Source organism: Neobacillus niacini (assembly GCF_030817695.1).
Taxonomy (GTDB): domain Bacteria; phylum Bacillota; class Bacilli; order Bacillales; family Cytobacillaceae; genus Neobacillus; species Neobacillus niacini_F.
Map to the genome: position 1 here is coordinate 4,604,353 of NZ_JAUSZQ010000002.1, position 19,658 is coordinate 4,624,010.

Sequence of the window (19,658 nt, forward strand, 5' to 3'; positions counted from 1 at the left end):
TTTCCCCCCTGCTAGTTGGCTGCTTTTTGTCTTAAAAGTGATTCAAGGGCCTTATTCATTCCCTTTGTTTCAATGTTAAAGAGGTCAATCGTAATAGCAGCGGTTAGTCCAGGAACTTGGTTTAAATCCATCTCCCAAACCTCGTATCCTAACACATTAGAAACGATGTCCTTAATGCTGTCGATTGTTCCATTATATTGACTCCATTGTAATTTGAATAAATCTAGTACATCCTGGTCATCTGCTAAATGAATCTCTTCTTCTCCTCTTTTTCCTTTATAAAAAGAAATGAGAGCAGCAAGAGAGAAGACAAGTTTTTTTGGTAATACACGCTTCCGCTTGTAATAGTCCAATAAAGTTGGCAAATCCCTTGTTTTAAACTTTGACACCGAATTAAGTGAAATACTTAATAGAAAATGCTGCATAAATGGATTCCTAAATCGATCTAACACAGCCTCTGCAAATGAATGCAATTCTTCCTTTGGCAGGTCAAGCGTTGGGATGATTTCATCATAAATAAGCTCTTTGACAAATTGCCCTGTCACTTTATCCTCAATCGCTTGGGCCACAGTATTGATTCCATATAAATAGGAAACTGGTGTCATTGCCGTATGCGCACCGTTTAATATACGTACCTTTATTGTCCGATAAGGTGTCAAGTCATCAACCACCAAAGTATTTAATCCTGCCATATGTGCTGGAAACTCTTCGGTAATGAATTGAGGTCCTTCGATTACCCATAAATGGTATTGCTCCCCGACCACTAGTAGATTATCTTTATAACCAAGTTCTTCAGTGATTTCCTCAATACGATCTCTTGGGTAGCCGGGAACAATTCGGTCGACAAGACTGTTACAAAATGTATTTCCCTCATGTATCCATGCAGCAAAATCGTTTCCAAGATACCAAAGTTCTGCATATTTTAGGACGATTTCTTTTAACTTTTCACCATTTCGCTCAATCAGTTCACACGGGATGATAATCAAGCCCTTGTCCTTATCACCTTGAAAAGCATTGTAACGCTCATATAAAAAGGCGGTTAATTTTCCAGGAAAACTTCTTTGCGGGCGATCTTCTAAACGATCAGTTTCATCAAAGGTAAGTCCCGCTTCTGTTGTATTTGAAAAAATAAACCTCAGCTCTGGATTCGACGCCAGTTGAAGATATTGATCATAGTCGTTAAAGATGTTTATTCCTCTGCTAATACTGGTAATAATGGAATTCTCCTGAACAGCTTTACCATCCTTCATTCCCTGTAAGTAGAGTGTATACAGACCATCCTGTGCATTTAATTTCTCGATTTTTTCTTGACCACGCGGTTGGACAACGACAACACTGCCGTTAAAGGTACCCTGCTTATTCATGACATCAATTTGCCAGTCAACAAATCCTCGTAAAAAATTCCCCTCACCAAATTGCAATACTTTCACAGGGTATTTTTGGCGATCCTTTACTAAGCTATTATTTAAAACTTCCATGAATGCTCCTCCTCATAAATGGGGCATTTAAAATTGAAAATACTCTTTTGCATTGTCATAAGAGATTCCTTGGACAATCTTTCCTAAGAATTCGGTATCATTCGGTACTTCGCCATTTCCCACCCATTCACCGATGAGATAGCAGAATAATCTTCTAAAATATTCATGTCTTGTATATGATAAGAAACTTCTAGAATCTGTTAGCATACCAATAAAACGGGTGAATAACCCGACATTGGCTAATGCCTGCATTTGGTCAAGCATCCCTGATTTATTATCATTAAACCACCATGCGGTTCCAAATTGAATTTTCCCTGGAATCCCGTCTCCTTGAAAATTACCAATCATCGCTGCAATAACAGTATTATCGTTAGGATTTAAAGAATAAATAATCGTTTTAGGAAGAGCATTGTCCTGCTCCATCGCATTTAATAACTTTGCCAATGGCTTCGCAATTTCCTCGTCATTAATGGAATCATAGCCTGTGTCTGGCCCCAATTGGTTAAACATTCTCGCATTATTATTTCTTAATGCATTTATATGGAACTGCATGGCCCATCCTAATTCTGAATAGAGCTTGCCTAGGAATGTTAATGTATAGCTTTTATATTTTTTTTCATCTTCAATAGAAACCTTTTGGCCCTTCAATGCCTCGTTAAAAATCTCTGCTGCTTCTTCTTTTGTTGTATCCGCATACATCATGACATCAATTGCATGGTCTGAAACTCTTCCTCCAACAGAATGGAAAAACCGAACTCTTGATTCAAGCGCTAGTAAAAAGCCCTCATACGTATCGAACGGAGTACCAGAAACCTCTTGCAGCTTGTTCACCCACTCGAGATATCCATCGCGATTAATTTCAAGTCCTTTATCTGGTCGGAAGCTTGGCAGTACCTTTACATCAAAATCGGAATCTTCTTTTAATAGTTGATGATATTCTAGACTATCAAGTGGGTCATCTGTGGTACACACCACTTCTACCTTCGATTTTATGATAAAATCCCTCGCACCGAAGCCATCACTATCGAGTAAGGCATTCACCTTCTCCCAAATAACCGGAGCACTTTTTTCATTCAGTAACTCATCAATCCCAAAGTACCGTTGTAACTCTAAGTGGGTCCAATTAAACAGTGGATTCCCGATCGTCATTGGAACTGTTTTCGCCCAAGCCAGAAATTTTTCATAGTCATTGGCACTGCCAGTAATGAACTCTTCATCAATCCCATTGCTGCGCATTAACCGCCATTTGTAGTGGTCTCCAGATAACCAAATATCTGTAATGTTTTTGAATTTTTTATTTTCATAAATTTCTTTCGGACTTAAATGACAATGGTAGTCAATGATTGGCATTTCTTTTGCATATTCATGATACAAAGTAACCGATGTTTCATTGTTTAGTAAGAAATTATCATCCATGAAGTTTCGCATCGCGGCACCAACTTTCCTTTTTTGTTAAACTATAAACTATGCACTTGCATATTTATTCAGTAAGTAAGCAATGCTTCCATCTATATATGGTTCCTGTGTACTTTCCATTAAAATATTAATATATGGCTTTTTCTTTTTTAGTAAGTTAAATAGAGTATCATAATTTAACAATCCTTGACCAACCGGAACCATTTTGATTTGTTCATCCTCAATGATAAAATCCTTCGCATGTACAATCACCATTCTGTCTCCAAACAGGTCAAATGCTTCTTGAATGACTGCTTCTTGATTATGATAATTATCAATGGAGATAAAGTTGGCAGGGTCGTAAACTACTTGAAGATTGTTAGATGGGATAAGATCAAGTAATCTCTTCATCCGCCCAGGTGTATGAATTGGGTGGCTTATTCCTCCCTCGATTCCTACAATTACCCCAAATTTCTCTGCTTCTTCTACAAGCTCCTTGACACTCTTGACTGCTTCAAGAAATGGCTGTTCTGTAAAATTTTTTTCTGTATAGACGATTTCAGCCTGAACATTACCGGTCTCTGTTGCAACTATGCTACAACCAAAATCTCGTGCGAACCGAAGGTGTTCCTTGAATCGGTCCATCCCTTTTCTTCTCTCCTTGTGGTCAGGGTGGATTATGTTGAAATAGCAGCCTATAACAGCTATTTGAATATCCTTCTTGTCAAAAATGCGTCGAATACATTGAGCAAAACCTGGACTTAAACTGCCTAATTCGGAATTGATATCCTTTAAGGATTTGTTTAGTGCTAACTGAACAGCGCTGAATCCTTTATTTGCTACTATATTTACTACATTCTCGATTGACGGGTCTTCAATATCGTGAGCCCGGATTCCTATATTCACAGTCATTTCCATCCTCCAGTTTCTTTAAAGAAAGCCCTATCACTTCCGATGTGATACGGCTTCTTAAGATTATCTTGCTAGCCATCCGCCATCCACAGCTAGGATATGTCCGTTCATATAGTCCGATGCTCTACTTGCTAAGAACACTACAACACCCATTAAGTCTGCAGGTGTGGCCCAACGTTGAGCAGGAATACGTGCAGTAATTTCCTTTCTGCGCACTTGGTCTTCGAGAATTGGAGCGGTATTTGCTGTCTCCACATACCCTGGTGCAATGGCGTTGATTTGAACCCCATATTGTGCTAATTCATTCGCAAATGCCCTTGTCAACCCAGCAACCCCGTGCTTACTAGCCGTATACGATGGAACAAATTTCCCGCCTTGGAAAGAAAGCATGGAAGCAACATTTATGATTTTTCCACTGTTCTGTTCTACCATTACTCTAGCAACCTCTTGGCTTAAGAAATAAACAGCGCTTAAGTTTATATCGATTACAGCATCCCAATCTTCTGCCTTGTATTCAAGAAGTGGTGCACGGCGAATCGTACCTGCATTGTTTACTAAGATGTCGATTCTGCCATATGCGCTTACACAAGCCGATACAACATCTTTAATTGCCTCACGATTTGATAGATCTGCTTGAAAAAACTCAACACGGCGTCCTTCCTGTTCAATCAGGGCTCTTGTTTGATCCCAATTATCACTGTGTGTAACTACAAATAAGTCCGCTCCAGCTTTTGCCAGTGCTACTGCATAGCCTTGTCCTAAACCTGTATTTCCGCCAGTAACAAGGGCAATCTTTCCAGTAAGTGAGAAAAAGTCTAATGAGAAGTCGTTTAATTGGATGGTCACAAATATGCCTCCTAGCTTGTTAATAATTCGTATTTATTTTTCTATTTATCTCAACTCAGACATTTTGACATGATCCATGTCATCGTACGTAATGTTTTCCCCGCACATTCCCCAAATAAATGTGTAGTTGCTAGTTGCAGTGCCTGTGTGGATTGACCAGCTTGGAGAAATTGCTGCCTGCTCGTTTTTAATAACCAGATGTCTAGTTTCATTTGGCTGCCCCATAAAGTGGAACACGCGAGTATCTTGTTCCATGTCAAAGTAGAGGTACACTTCCATCCTGCGTTCATGGGTATGGCATGGCATTGTGTTCCATACACTTCCAGGTGATAACATCGTTAGTCCCATTTGAAGTTGACAGCTTTCGCAAACATTTGGATGAACGTATTGATAAATTTTTCTTTCATTTAATGTTCCAGGTTCACCTGCTTCAAGCGGCTTAATTTTATTTATATCAATTTTTACCGTCGGATAGGTATGGTGGGCTGGAGTAGAATTGATATAAAACTTTGCTGGATTATTCGCGTCTTTTGAACGGAAGAGAACCTGCTCAGTTCCCCTTCCTACATATAGACCGTCACGACGCTGCATGTCATATTCGACTCCATCAAGAATGACAGATCCGTCACCGCCAATATTAATAATTCCTAATTCACGGCGTTCAAGAAAATAGTTGACCCCTAGTTCTTTATCAAGCCTAATGGTTAATTCCTCTTCTGCAGGGGTGACACCGCCAAAAATCATTCGATCCACATGGGTGTAAATTAAATGAACCTTTCCTGGTTCAAAAAGTGTTTCTACTAAGAAATGATTTCGTAATTCGTCCGTATTATAACGTTTTATTTCTTCTGGGTGATTTGCATATCGTGTTTCCATTTTTGGTTCCTCCTTGAAATAACATTGGTCTCTATTCGTTACCGAACAATTTTTCCCGGTGATTGACTGGCAAAATCTATAATTTCATTTGGAGAGAAAATGTTGCAGTCCCCGTGAACTGTATGCTTCAATACCGATGCAGCTGTGGCAAATTCAATTACCTCTTCTGGAGCCAACCCCTCTAGAATTCCGTATATGATTCCCGCTGCAAAGGCATCTCCTCCGCCAATACGTTCAACAATATGTTCTATAGGATAAACCTTGGACTGATAGAGTATTCCGTCGAAATAAAAGTTCCCTTGCAGCGTATTCGTTGACGCTGAGAGTACCTGGCGGAAAGTAGAGCTCATGTAACGGATATTCGGGTACATTTGCTTTATTTTTTGGTAATAGTATTCGAGTTTTGCTCCCGCCTCTAAAGTGGGCTCAGCTATTTCAATTCCTAACAGGTAAATAGCGTCTAGTTCGCCGCAAAAAGCAATATCAACGTAGGGAAGGTATGTCTTAATTGTTTCTGCTGCTTCTTTTTGACTCCATAATTTGGCACGATAATTAAAATCGAAGCTGGTGGTAATGCCATTCTCCTTTGCTTTTTTTAAGGAGTGTAAAACAATCTCCTTCAAATTAGGAGATAATGCCGCAGTAATACCTGTCACATGGAAAAGGGATACATCTTGAAAAGCTTCATCAAAGTCAATTTCTTCAAGCGTTAACTTAGAAAAACTAGAGTATTTCCTGTCATAGGTTACTTGTGTACTTCTTGGTCCAACCCCAGATTCAACATAATAAGTTCCTAACCGCTCTCCACCTTTTAGTAAAAAATCCGTTTGAACTTCATTGGATTGCAGATGTCCTTCAACGGCCGATCCAAGCATGTTGTCTGGCACCTTACTAACAAAATAGGACTGATAACCAAAGCGAGACAAGGACACAGCGACGTTTGCTTCTGCACCGCCATAGTTCATCTGTGTCTGACCAGCTTTGAATAACCGTTCTCCTGTATTTGTAGAGAACCTAAGCATTATTTCTCCTAGAGTAATAATCTTTTTCATAGTTTATGCCTCTCTAGCAATCTGGACTTTTTTCACATATTCTCTGGCATATTCAGTAATTTTTTCAAATTCACCTGTTTTAGCAGGGGCTACGAGATTACCGCCAACGCCTACCGCTACACAGCCATTTTTAATCCATTGACCTACATTATCTAAGTCCACTCCGCCGGTAGGCATAATATTTACATGTGGTAACGGCCCCTTCACAGCCTTTACAAAGTCTGGACCAAAGGCATTGCCAGGGAAGAGTTTCACAATATCGACACCAAATTCTAGTGCCTGTTTTATTTCTGTCAAAGTCATGCATCCTGGTATGTAAGGAATTTGATAGAGATTACAGATTCTAGCAGTATCTTCATCAAAACATGGACTTACAACAAATTGAGCTCCAGCCAAAATTGCAATCCGTGCGGTTGTTGCATCAAGTACAGTACCTGCGCCAATAACCACATCAGTGTTACCTTGATAAAGCGAAACTAATTCCTTTATGACCTCATCTGCACTATTAACAGTAAAGGTCACCTCAATGCCAATAATTCCGCCGTCCACACATGCTTCAGAAGTTTTTATGGCTTCTTCCTTAGAATTCGCTCTAACGACTGCGACAATCCCACAGTCTGAAATTTTTGATAGAATCTTATATTTATTCAAAAATATCACTCCCCTCATTTTGCTTCATTTGGGTATTTACATTATTAGTAGAACTTACACGTTGATTATATTAATATTTGTAAGGGTTTACAATTCATCTCGATAAAGTCCTTAAAATGTTAAACGATTTTCTTAAAAATTTGCACAATATACAAAAAACATCCACATTTAACATTCCAAAATAATCAGATAGAATTTTAGATCAATCTGATTGCAGGAATCTCACGTGGATGGTATCTCTCTATTATTTAAACTTTTTCTTAAATTCTGCTGGTGTAAAACCAGTATATTTCTTAAAACAAATACCAAAGTATTGAGGGTTACTATAACCTACTCTTTCACAAACTTCATAGGTTTTAATATTCCCATCACCCAATAGCTCCATCGCCTTCTTCATTCTTAACTCTAATAAGTAATCCCCAAAGTTAAACCCTTTCTCAATTTTAAATAGATTGCTTAAATATGGGGTACTAACGTGGATTAACTCGGCTACCTTTTGAAGTGTTAAACTGCTGTCATGAAAATTCCCCTGCATATACTTGATTGCTTGGTCAACATGGCTATAATAATTATTTTCTCTCTTTTTATACATAGCTGAAGACCATTCTTCTATCAAGCTATGCAGCATTTCTGTCATTTCCGTTAGGGTTCTTAACTCCATGATTTCTTTGTACACATTTGATGAATTAAAGCTACTGGTTGTATCTTCCTTTTTCCACTTTTCTATTTCAAAAAAGAGCATGGTACTAAATTTTAGCGCCAGGACTTTCAAATCTGCTAAAGCGACAGTTTTTCTATCAACTATAGCTGTGCTTAAATCAAATAGGGCTTCATCTGCCTTTTCAGGTAAACCAGACTTGATTTGATTTTCTAATTTCAGCTCTAAATCATGGATAAGCTCTTCTTTCTGGTCACACTTAGAAACCGTTTCATCCAAAGATATGACCTTGCCTGTCCCCACAATATGTTTCATATCCATGGCAACCCTGGCTTCTAGAAAGGATTTCCCAATTTCAAACATATTCGGATATGCCCGCCCATGTGTAATCGTAATGGTATCGTCTATTTCTTTACTAAGATAATTGAACAAAGCCTGGGCTAACTCCCCTTTCCTTGAATCATGATCGTTTTCAAGGGATAAAAGGATAGTATATTCACCGACATCCGCATTCATAACCAAACAACTTAATTCATTAAAATGGGATGAAATGAAGCTGGTAATCTTTTCTTTGAAGAAATGTCCCTCAAGATCAAGCTCAATCGTATTCTTAACAAGAATAACGCCAAAGAAAGGACCCTCCAGCTGCACATCAAGCCCTAGCAGCTCATTCTCGACATCAACCCGGTAATCTCCTTCTCTTATTAACTTTTGAAAAAATTTCTGCTGCAGCAAAGGCAGGGACTCTAAGATTCGTTTTTCTTTCACGGATTCCTTTTCCCAATCAGCTGCTGCTTCTATAGCTTTTTCCAGCAAGTATTCCGAATCAACTGGCTTTAAAAGATAGTCAAACGCTTTCAATTTAACGGCTTCCTGAGCATATTTGAAATCTTCATACCCTGTCAGGAAAATAATTCTTGTCTCAGGGCTTCTTTCTTTAATCTGTTTCGCCATTTCTAAGCCGCTCATAAAAGGCATATTAATATCAGAAACGACGACTTGCGGCTGTTCCTTTTCGATTAACTCTAAAGCCACCTCACCGTCTCCTGCTTCTCCCGCTACGACAAATCCATGCTCCCCCCAAGGAATTGCCTGACATATGCCCCGACGAATAATTCTATCATCTTCTACTACAATTACTTTATGCATACTCGTTAATCTCCCCTTTTGTTTTGGGAATTGTAATGCTGACTACTGTTCCTTTACCAAGTTCACTGGTAATGGTCAAACCGTATTCGTTTCCGAAGTGAATTTTAATTCGTTCATTTACACTTTTCAGACCAATACCAAGATACTGCTTTTTCTCCTGATAAGATGCTTCTATTTCGAGCAAAATATCTTTTAATTTTTGTGGTTCAATCCCATTCCCATTATCACTAACCACTAAATGGATGGTATCTCCAGCCAGAAATCCACGTATGGTTATTTTTCCTTGGCCACGTTTTTGCTTTACCCCATGGTAGATGGCATTTTCAATGAGAGGCTGCAATGAAAGTTTAATAATATTATAGGGAAGGATCTCTTTGTCTATTTCAATTTCATAGGTAAAATCATCGCCATAGCGCATTTCCTGAATAAACAAGTAATGCTGAATATGTTCCATTTCTTCATGGATGGAAATGATTTCTCTTCCTTTACTTATTCCGATCCGGAAAAAACTTGCAAGTGCACTAATCATTTGACTAGCGTCTTTATTCAGACCCATATCACACAATCCTTTGATTGAATACATAGTATTATAGAGAAAATGTGGATTAATTTGGGCGTGCATAATCGCAAATTCTAATTGTCGTTTCTCTTCTTGTTCTAATCGGATCTGGTCCATTAAGGTATTAATGCGAATGATTAATTCTTTAAAACCCGTATGCAGGATTTTCATTTCTTCAGGAGCAGACATTTCAACATCAAAGTCCAGATTTTTTTTATTAATCATCCCCATTTGTTTGGCCATTTTTTTAAACGGATGGGTAATATATTTTCCTACGATGTTCGTAATAATAATCGCACTTAGAATCATCAATACGACCAATAGAATGGTGAAATCTTTGATGTAATTTACTTTATTTAAGATTTCATCTTGTGGAATAACCGCCGCTATTTTCCAATTATTAGAAGTTAATGTATCGTAAATCACAATCATATCTTCCCCTGCGGTATTTTCGTAGGAGAACTTCCCATCCTCCTCTTTAAGATTTTGCAGCGAGTGAAGAGTAGGTTTATCCAACTTGTATTTCTCTTTTACAATTTTGGATTCGTAGATTCCATCTGGACTAATAAGTGTCAGGTATCCATTATCTCCGATTAACGATTTATTCAAGACCTGTTCGAAAAATTCTGCCCGTAAATTAAATAGTACGATTCCTTTTGCGGATGACTGATTCTTATCGATCAATCTAAATATTGACATTACTTTATTATTTTTATTAAATTCCTGGTCTTCATGAATGTTTCTCCAATAAAACCCCTCTTTGTTTCCGTGGAATTTTGTAAAATACTCTTCATAATTTATCGATGGATTAGAATTATAGCTTGTATGATAAAGTAAAAAACCATTTTGCTTATGATTTACGAGAACCGATTCGAGAATGACATTGTATCTTGAATAAATAAGCTTTAAATTATTATCAATCTCCACGTAGGATTCTGGCTTAATCTCCGACACTTCTTTATCTACCAACGATAAGATCCTAGGATCATTCGATAAGGAGACTAGCTGTTGAAAAACATCTGAAAGCATATTATCAAGGTAATTTTTCGTTTGAAAGATCGTATCATTCACGTTTTTATAGGCATTTTCTTCTATTTGTGCAGTAGCCAGCAATGATGAAACCCATCCTGTAATTAATATAAAAAAGATAATGATAGGTAAATAGAGAGTATTAATAGTGGATTTAAAAGAATAGAAAAAATGTGTGCGAATAAAGTTTTTAATCTTTACAGCCGTCATAGAAGGAACTCCCTGTGAGTATATAAAATTCTTATTATAATTTTTACTGTAACCGTTTTCCGCATTTTATCATAATACAAAATTATCGGTCAATTGGATAAAAAAAACAGCAGCCAGATCAAAAATTTGGCTGCTGTGGTCTATTTTACATCAGGACCAAATAATCTTAACGCTTTAACTGCTTCATTTCCATTATTTATCAAAGAAAAACTAGAAACTTGAGCAGGAATAAACAGTTGGTCACCTTTTTTTACTAACAGATGATCCTCACCAGTAATGACTGTTGCCTCACCAGATAGTATATATAATCCTGAAAATACTCCGTCCCCCTGAACTTCAGTCTCAGTTTGGACTTCGACTTGTGTCATTCTAAAATAGGGTGTTCGTTTATAACCGATGAGTTCAATTTCTTTACTGCCTTCTGATTCTGTGACAATTTCAGGAGCTGCCTGCCAGTTTTCTAGAGTTTCTTCTCTAGTAAAAGTGTCGTACTTAAAAATATCAAACATCTGATCAAATCCAAGTCCTTGATGAATTAAGAAATCGTCAATTTGTAATCCTGAAGGTGATGTTTTTTCTAAACGTATTGTAATGTCTGAAGGCTCTTGAATTTCAACCAATAAGCAGCCAGAACCAATGGCATGTGGAATACCAGCTTCAATGAGGAAAGTGTCTCCTGGCTGAACATAGTATTTATGTAAACAATTAAGCATGCCTTCGACATCTTGTTTCTCAAACAAGGCTTTCCATTGCTCTCTCGTTACACCTGGTTTAAAGCCCATATAAACATGGGGAAGTTCACCGCCAATTTCCCTTCCGCCAACAAAATGCCAGCATTCTGTTTTTCCGTACATTGAATTAAATAGCTCTTGCGCTTGCTTCCTGTCTGGATGGGTCTGAATAATTAAGCGTTCAGCAGTATCGATCAACTTTACTAGTACTCCTGTTTGCTTACCGAACTTTTCAACATGGTTTTCCCCTAAGAACTCTACAGGATTTTTATCCACTAGGTCTTTCAAGGAAATGTCCCTGTCAGGAAGGTCTACCTTGCTGAGTCCTTCCTCTTTTAGATGTTGTCGATCGGCATTTCTATTAGTAGAAATAATCGACATCATCCATTCTTCAGGGTAACGACTATCCTTGGGATCACTGATACCATGTAATTCATCTAGGAGTTTTCCACCTACGTAGGTCCGCCATGACCTAGTTGGTGATAATTTAATTGGCTGTGATCCATCGATTTTTATTGTACTAACATTCAAGGGAATAAACCTCCTAATCATATAATAATAGATAAAAAGAGTAGAAAGCCTCCATTTGAATAGAAGCTTTCTATTTAGTTGATAAATCTTCATTTTAAATTGAGTGTTTTACTTGGTCCAAAGCCGCTCCAACGATAGCCTTCAACTTCGACAAGACCGTTCAGTACGACGTCGGAAAGTCTTTCTCGCTTTGAATACTTGATTCCTTTTCCGACAGCTTCTACTTTAAACGTATATTCTATTCCTGGTTCAAGACCTTTAACAGTATACGTAGTATCAGCCGTTGTCATTTCTGCGTTAATAGGCGTAAAATTTGCACCTTCAGGCTTAATTGGCTGCCCATTAACATAAACACGGTATCCAATTACTTCTTGGTTATTGGCTTTTGCTTGATTCCAAGAGAGAGTTACACTTGCTATATCTTTTTCAACTTTTGTTCTTAATGCACCATTAAAGGTTGGTGCTCCAATTGCATATGGAACTGCTGTTTCAATTTCAAGAGATGTGTTATAAGGTGTCTTGTTTCCTGCAAGATCAACCGCTTCTACTGTAACATCATATTTTGTACCTGGTTGAAGATTGGATAATGTATAGTTGCTAGTTTTAGCAAATCCTTGTAATTTGCCATTTGCATATACGTTATAACCGGCAATACCAGTGTCGTCACTTGCTGCATCCCATGTAACTGAAGCCCAAGTAAATCCTGGATATACAACCTCAACATCCTTGCCACTAAAAGTATCACTGGCTGGAATGGTGGTTGTTGGTTCTTTAATCTCAGTATTTACTGGAAGCACCGGAGCAGTTACATCTGCTGCTCCATTTGTTTTTACTTTGGTTGTAGGGCCATCAGAAGTACGATTTCCAATCGCATCAGTTGCTTCTACCTTAAAGGTATATTTTGCAGCAGGCGTTAAACCTGAAACTGTAAAGCTTGTTTCATTCGTTGTGGAATAACTAGAACCAATCTTCTCTCCATTTTTATAGACAGTGTACCCCGCTACCCCTAAATTGTCTAAAGCAGCATCCCATGTTAAGGTCACACTCTTACCATCTTCAGATGAGACGGCTTCTAATGCGGCTTCCTTAGCCCACTCAGGCTTTTTGGCGGCATCTGCAGGAGCTGCTGTAGTATTATCAAATTCCAGACCTGTGGAGTTCGTAATTCTCCAAGGATTGCCATTATTGTCTTTGACGTTGGTAAAAGCTACATTAATAAAATTAAAGTCTTTTGCGTAATCCATTTTAACGGAATATACATTATCAAACTTTACTTCTTTAAAAGTAATATTTTCGTGATATACTTCTCCGACATCATTATTTCCTTGTACAAGTATTGCTTGTTTCTTGCTGCCGCCTTGGTTGCGTACAGTCGTATTTTCAATCTTCATATCTCTGAATTGTGAAATTTGTTGTGCTGGTTCATATAGAATTGCAGCATTTGCATCTTCATATGAAGAAGTAAAAACAAATGGACCATCTCCATCAATGCCTTCTAAAGCATTATCCCGGAACAGGATGTTTCTTGCTCCGCCACCCATCGGTGTATTGGTTTTGCTGCGTAAACCAACATCTGTTTTATACATGATATTGTCTTCAACAACGAAGTCTTGAATCCAGCTGCCTGTATGACTGCCTGTTACCACGCCGCCGTGACCTTCACGAATATAGTTATTGAAGATCCATGCATCTCCAGTCGGTTCTTTACCTGCTGCTGCTTGTCCCATACCTGCTGCAAAGTTAACCGCATCATCTCCGGTATCAATAAAATTATTGAAAACCATTATATGCTGGGAGTCACCAAACTCATAACCATCCGCATTATTGGCGTCGTATGTTTTTGAAATCGTACCGTTTACAACAATGTTTTTACTATGAAGGTTCACGATACCGTGGAAAGCAGGATTCAGCTGTGTAAATCCTTCATAATACATGCCGTCCACACCACGTACCGTAATCAAGCTTGAGCGTGTGGAATAAGCGGATTTCACGTTCATCCCCATCTCTTGAGACGCATACGACTGGGTCGCTCCTAAAATCCCAAGTGTATTTGGGGAAGTAAGATCTAGATCACTCATCTTTCCATTTTCCACTTTTACATTTCCTGTTACTTTAGAATTATTGCCAGCAAAGTAATATGGAAGTTCATTACCTGCTTCATCAATGGTTGGGTTTTTTGAAGGGTCCAGCTTCCAGCCATTCCCATCGATCGTTCCTTTCCCTGTGATTCTGATATTCTTAAGACTGCCATAATCGTATGTATGGGCATTGATCAGGGAATAGGAACGCTCATCTGTCGAGTAATCATATACCCAGAAATTCCTGCTATAATCTTCTGGGTCATCGGAACCTAGTAAATAACCCTCTACTTGTAACGTCATATCGGATTTAAGCCAGATTTCACCGGAAATAAACTTTCCTTCTGGAATTAATACTTTCGCGCCTTTTGTTGCTGCGTCAATGGCGGCTTGAATGGCTTTGGTATCCTTTGTTTCATCATTTGGAGTTGCGCCAAAATCGACAATATTAAAAACCTCGGGTACTGGTGTTGTTTTTCCCTCAATCTTGTTTGAAGGTGTTGATTCAACTCCATCTTTATTTACAGAAGTAACATAAAATTCATAAGACGTGTTTGATCTCAATTTTTCTACTGTAAAATTATGAATGAGAATGTCTACATGAAAATCATCTTTATCAATATTTTCGTAGAAATTCTCAATATACTCTTTTGCCGGACCGCTGTTATCCTTTAAAGCACTGCCAATCTTCTTTCCATCCATATAAACATTAAAATCTACGATATCCTTATAATTCTCAGGTTTTTCCCACACAAGGGTTATACTGTCTTCGTCAAAAGCAAGAGTCGGTATCTGTAAGTTTACCGGTGCTCCCGGAGTAGAGGTTTTTGTTATTGCCAAAGATGCCGTTCCGAAGTTACTGAATACTAGCAATATTGCAAAAAATAAAGAGAGACTTGTTTTAAGTATTTTCAACTCTTATTACCACCTTTTATCTCACTATTGTGAAGCTCCCTTTCCTATGTAAAAAAACTGAATAGGAAAGGGACATATCAAAAAAAACGTTACCCGCAAGTTTTACTTAAGGAGGTCGTAGTACGCCATGCTGCCTAAAATAAAGGCACCCATTCCATGAAGATCATTTTCAGATGTTGGACGTGAAACATAATAATCGTATGTTCCTGCGGAAGTTCCAATAACAATTCCTTTTAATGTAAAAGAAGAATCATCGCTTTCCACCATATGTTCTAATAAACCTGCATAGGCTTTATCACAAACTTCACGGTAAGAATCATCAACAATGCCATGCTTAATTGCCTTCGCAATAAAATATAAGAAGAGAGCAGAACATGAGGATTCTAGCCAATTGTCTGGACGTTCTCCTTTATCGACCACATTGTACCAAAGGCCAGACTGTTCATCCTGGAATTTCACGATAGCTGGAATGAAACTTTGCAGAGATTGAATCCACTCCTCTTGACCGCGTTTCTTTTCCCCCAAAACCTCTAACAGATCAATCAATGCGGCACCGTACCAGCCAACTGAACGTCCCCAGAAGTCCGGTGAACAGCCTGTTTCCGGATCAGCCCATGGCTGCACATTTTTCTCATCCCAAGCGTGGAAGAGCAAACCAGTTTTAGGGTCTGTCATATGCTTTCTCATTAGCTTTTCTTGAAGTATAACATGCTGAATCAATTCTTCTTCTTGAAAATGGTTGCTGTACATAAGCATGAATGGTCCACCCATAAAGAGACCATCCAACCACATTTGATAAGGGTATTTTTCCTTATGCCAGAAACCATTTTCAGTAGTTCTGTTGATTGTATCTAATGCACTCCTTAATTTCTTTGCCGCAATCATATATTTAGGATTCTTGGTCTTTTCATATAAAGGAAACAATAAGATCCCAGGCATGATAGAGTCTAACTGATCTCTCTCAAAAACGACATTTCCTTCTTCATCAATTAAGTGATCAAAGTATGCTTTGATGTAGTTGAAGTACTCTTCCTTACCTGTTTCTTCCCAAACTCTATACATTCCGTATAGGAAAACACCTTGGTGATAATGGAACCAATTTACTGGAGGTAAATCCTCAGCACGGAAAGTATTCATTAATGCTTGGCATGCCTTTTCCGCCATCATTAGCGGCGTTTCTTTTCTGACTTTATCTGTTGTTTTTCCCATTCTCCTAATCTCCTTTACCATTTAACTAAATTTATTCTTCTAAATAGGGAAACTGGGTGTTAATAGAATCAACACCCAGAATGAAGATTTAATTACTTTTTAAACGTTTCGTCGTACTTTGTTTTCGAGTCTTCAATGGCTTTTGCCCACTCATCTAGGAAGTCTTTTGCTGACATTTTACCACTCATCACTGCCTGTACTCCTGGGTCAACTACACCGTCAAGAATCGCACGGTAATCTGGTAGATAGAATGGCGGTTCATATAGTTTTGTATCAGGATTGTTGTAAACCTCAAATGCTGTTTTGATATGCTGAGCTTCTTGTACCCATTCATCATCTAACACATCAGAGTTGGTAGGAATTTGACCTGTTTGTTGATTCCAGTAGCTTTGTGATTCTTCTGAGTTAACAAATTCTACGAATTTCCACGCTTCATCAGCATGTTCTGTTGATTTGAAGATTGCTAGGTTAACTGCATTACCACCTTCTGCAACATATTGACCTTTGTCTGTTGTTGGCAGTGGAATTAACTTGTAAGAACCTGCTGGTAATGCTTTATTGTGCTCGCCATAAGAACCTGGATTGTGGTGTACCATTGCTACTACACCAGTATCAAAGCCGGCAATCATTTCTTTATAACCATTCGTGATATCACTCTTTGGTGTTAATTTTTCATAGTAAGAGAAATACTTCTCAACAAATTCTACGTGTTTAGGATCATTGATGTTGGTCTTTCCATTTTTATCAAAATAGTCTAAACCACTATAAGCAAACATTGCTCTCTGGATTGTGAAGGATGCACCTGCACCTCCGCGGATTGTAAATCCATAACGATTATTGTTTTCATCTCTCATTTTTTCAATAACTGTAAAGAACTCATCCCATGTTTTAGGCTCTTGTACACCAGCTTGTTCGAACCAGTCTGTACGAATCCATAAGGCATCTAGATTTTGTGCATACGGAATTCCATATAGCTTGCCATCTTGAGTTATTTTCTTATTTACACCTGTAGCACTTGGGTTAATTTTCTTGCTGATTTCAGACTTCTTGTAATAAGAATCAAGTGGCAGCAAAGCTTCACGAATTGAGAATTCTGGCAGCCATGTTGTTTGCATAGATCCAATATCCGGCGTATCATCTGCTGCGATAGCCGCATCATATTTTGATTTAGCTGAACTATTTGGAATACCAACATACTCAACATCAATATTAGGGTTCTTTTCTTCAAATCGTTTAATTACCTCCTCCCAAACAGGGGTACGTGCTGGGCCTGCATTTTCATCCCAAAATTGGAGTGTTACAGGTTCATCCGATTTCGTTGCTGCTTTTTCAGTATTTTTTGTTGCAGCTTTTTCTTCACCGCCGCAGCCTGCAAGTAACATTCCGGTTGCCATTGTTAGTGCAAGCACAGAGGTTGAGAGTTTTTTCTTCATCATGGTAATGCCCCCTTAAATATTTTTTATAATTAGCCTTTTACAGCTCCACCCATACCGTTTACAAGGTGCTTCTGTGCATAGGCAAATAATATAACTGCAGGAATTAAAGCGATTACACTTCCAGCCGCCAAAGCTCCATAGTTAATACTAAATTCTCCCAGCATAGTACTTAATCCAACAGGGAGCGTAAACTTGGATTGTTGATTCGTCAGCATCAGTGCGATTAAAAATTCATTCCAAGTATAAATGAATGTAAATACACCTGTTGCTACAATCCCAGGCAGCAATAATGGGAATACCACATGGCGCAGTGATTGAAGTTTCGAGCAGCCGTCAATCATCGCTGCTTCTTCTAACTCCTTTGGAACATTTGAGATAAATCCACTCATCAAGATCGTAGTAAACGGAATTTCGATAGCTGTATAGGTAATAATCAGTGAAAGTGGATTACTGATTAACCCAAGATTTTTGAAAATGACGAACAAAGGAATAATCATCATGGCTCTTGGGATGAATTGAGTACATAGCAGCATAATCATAAAACTGCGTTTTCCTTTGAACTGATATCTGCTTAATGCATAACCCGATAAAGTCGAACAGACAAGTACAACCAAAACTGTAGAAACCCCAACTATTAAACTATTTTTAAAGAAAGTAGCAAAACCAACATTGGTCCAAGCAGTGACAAAGTTTTCAGTTGTCGGGTTTACTGGCAAATACTGCAGGGGACGTTTTACGATATCCCCTTCAGGTTTGAAGGCTGTATTTATTGTCCAGTAGATTGGAAAAATGGTAAAACTCAATAACATTGTTAAAGGAAGGTATAGCGTTAAAATTTTGTCGACTTTTTTATTGGCCGTAAACATCCTTCAAATCACTCCTTTTCATAACGTGAAAGTTTCAGATAAAGGATGGCGAAAACTAGTAAGATCCCAAATGAAACAACCGTTAATGCTGATCCGTATCCAAAATTACTTCCATGAACCGCTAAATCTGCAATATACATGGTAAGAGTTGTGGTTGAATGGGCCGGACCACCACCCGTTAAGTTAAACAATAGATCGACGTTATTAAACTCCCAAACAACTCTTAGTAAAGTAGTTAAGACAATCGTATTTTTTAATTGTGGTAATGTTACATAGATAAACGACTTCCATCTACTTGCACCATCTACCCTTGCTGCTTCATATAGTTCATTCGGTATACTTGATAAGGACGCTAGTAAAGTAATGGCAAAGAACGGAATACCCCTCCACAATTCAGCAATAATCACCGATGTAAAAGCTGTTGAGGTACTTGCTAAGAATGCCTGTGGTTCATCAATAATCCCTATTTTCATAAGCAAGTCATTGAGTACACCCATATGTTCGTTAAACATCAATGACCACATAGTTGACGCCAGAACCCCTGAAATCGCCCAAGGGATAAATGCCACCGCACGTACTAAACCTCTAAACTTAAATGTTTGGTTCAAAAGTAATGCGAGGATCATACCAAACACTAATTGTAATCCTACTTCCGTTACAACCCATTTCAAACTATTAATTAAACTAGGTATGAACATCTTGTCATTCGTAAAAATTTCTTTAAAGTTCTCTAAACCAGCAAAGCCATTATAATATGGTGCCGACACGTCATAGTGTTGAACACTATAATAGAATACAGTCGCTATCGGATAAAAAAGAAAACCTAAGATAATAAGGAAAGAGGGTAGAATAAAAAGGTAGGGAACCCATTTATCCTTTTTGACTTTCTTCCGATTCACCGTCTTATTGCTGTTAACAACTGTTTCAGTAACACCTTGTGAATAATTCATCTAGTTTCCTCCTCTCTGTTTTTTATAATAAATGAAAACGGTTTCTTAAATAATTAAAGATTTTTAAGATGATTGATTAAAATTTTAAGATATTTCAAAATATAGATAAAAATACAAAAAGGCATCC

Annotated in this window: 15 protein-coding genes; all 15 read right to left on the minus strand. The window is 38.1% G+C overall.

Annotated features, from left to right (window positions below):
• Positions 1-11: 11 nt before the first annotated feature.
• Positions 12-1,478 (minus strand): tagaturonate reductase, encoded by a 1,467-nt coding sequence (locus QFZ28_RS23295; protein ID WP_307196868.1) that lies wholly within the window; start codon positions 1,476-1,478, stop codon positions 12-14.
• A 27-nt stretch (positions 1,479-1,505) separates the two neighbouring features.
• On the minus strand, positions 1,506-2,906 hold the full coding sequence (gene uxaC / locus QFZ28_RS23300) for a glucuronate isomerase (RefSeq protein WP_307196869.1): 1,401 nt from the start codon (positions 2,904-2,906) through the stop codon (positions 1,506-1,508).
• A 36-nt stretch (positions 2,907-2,942) separates the two neighbouring features.
• Complete coding sequence (locus QFZ28_RS23305) at positions 2,943-3,785, minus strand: sugar phosphate isomerase/epimerase family protein (RefSeq protein ID WP_307196870.1); 843 nt, start codon at positions 3,783-3,785, stop codon at positions 2,943-2,945.
• 63 nt (positions 3,786-3,848) lie between these two features.
• A complete protein-coding gene (kduD, locus tag QFZ28_RS23310) occupies positions 3,849-4,625 on the minus strand; it encodes a 2-dehydro-3-deoxy-D-gluconate 5-dehydrogenase KduD (protein WP_307197102.1) in 777 nt (258 codons plus the stop codon).
• 51 nt (positions 4,626-4,676) lie between these two features.
• Positions 4,677-5,507 carry a 5-dehydro-4-deoxy-D-glucuronate isomerase gene (gene kduI / locus QFZ28_RS23315; protein ID WP_307196871.1) on the minus strand — a complete coding sequence of 277 codons (831 nt, stop codon included), beginning with the start codon at positions 5,505-5,507 and terminating at the stop codon, positions 4,677-4,679.
• A 38-nt stretch (positions 5,508-5,545) separates the two neighbouring features.
• Positions 5,546-6,559 (minus strand): sugar kinase, encoded by a 1,014-nt coding sequence (locus tag QFZ28_RS23320; RefSeq protein ID WP_307196872.1) that lies wholly within the window; start codon positions 6,557-6,559, stop codon positions 5,546-5,548.
• A 3-nt stretch (positions 6,560-6,562) separates the two neighbouring features.
• Positions 6,563-7,210: a bifunctional 4-hydroxy-2-oxoglutarate aldolase/2-dehydro-3-deoxy-phosphogluconate aldolase gene (locus tag QFZ28_RS23325; protein ID WP_307196873.1), complete on the minus strand. Its 648-nt coding sequence runs from the start codon at positions 7,208-7,210 to the stop codon at positions 6,563-6,565.
• A 244-nt stretch (positions 7,211-7,454) separates the two neighbouring features.
• On the minus strand, positions 7,455-9,017 hold the full coding sequence (locus tag QFZ28_RS23330) for a response regulator (protein WP_307196874.1): 1,563 nt from the start codon (positions 9,015-9,017) through the stop codon (positions 7,455-7,457).
• Positions 9,010-10,815 (minus strand): sensor histidine kinase, encoded by a 1,806-nt coding sequence (locus QFZ28_RS23335; RefSeq protein ID WP_307196875.1) that lies wholly within the window; start codon positions 10,813-10,815, stop codon positions 9,010-9,012. Before QFZ28_RS23335 ends, QFZ28_RS23330 begins: the two co-directional genes overlap by 8 nt.
• 140 nt (positions 10,816-10,955) lie before the next feature.
• Positions 10,956-12,077, minus strand: a complete 1,122-nt coding sequence (locus QFZ28_RS23340; RefSeq protein ID WP_307196876.1) for a type I phosphomannose isomerase catalytic subunit — start codon at positions 12,075-12,077, stop codon at positions 10,956-10,958.
• Between the two features lie 89 nt (positions 12,078-12,166).
• Entirely contained in the window at positions 12,167-15,070 is a 2,904-nt protein-coding gene (locus QFZ28_RS23345) for a fibronectin type III domain-containing protein (protein WP_307196877.1), read from the minus strand.
• A 102-nt stretch (positions 15,071-15,172) separates the two neighbouring features.
• Positions 15,173-16,279, minus strand: coding sequence for a glycoside hydrolase family 88/105 protein (locus tag QFZ28_RS23350; RefSeq protein WP_373428101.1), 1,107 nt, complete (start codon positions 16,277-16,279; stop codon positions 15,173-15,175).
• 92 nt (positions 16,280-16,371) lie between these two features.
• The gene (locus QFZ28_RS23355; RefSeq protein ID WP_307196878.1) at positions 16,372-17,715 is read right to left on the minus strand and encodes an ABC transporter substrate-binding protein; all 1,344 of its coding nucleotides are present in this window, start codon (positions 17,713-17,715) and stop codon (positions 16,372-16,374) included.
• Positions 17,716-17,744: 29 nt separating this feature from the next.
• Positions 17,745-18,581: a carbohydrate ABC transporter permease gene (locus QFZ28_RS23360; RefSeq protein WP_283864031.1), complete on the minus strand. Its 837-nt coding sequence runs from the start codon at positions 18,579-18,581 to the stop codon at positions 17,745-17,747.
• Positions 18,582-18,589: 8 nt separating this feature from the next.
• A complete protein-coding gene (locus QFZ28_RS23365; RefSeq protein ID WP_307196879.1) occupies positions 18,590-19,531 on the minus strand; it encodes a carbohydrate ABC transporter permease in 942 nt (313 codons plus the stop codon).
• Positions 19,532-19,658: the final 127 nt, after the last annotated feature.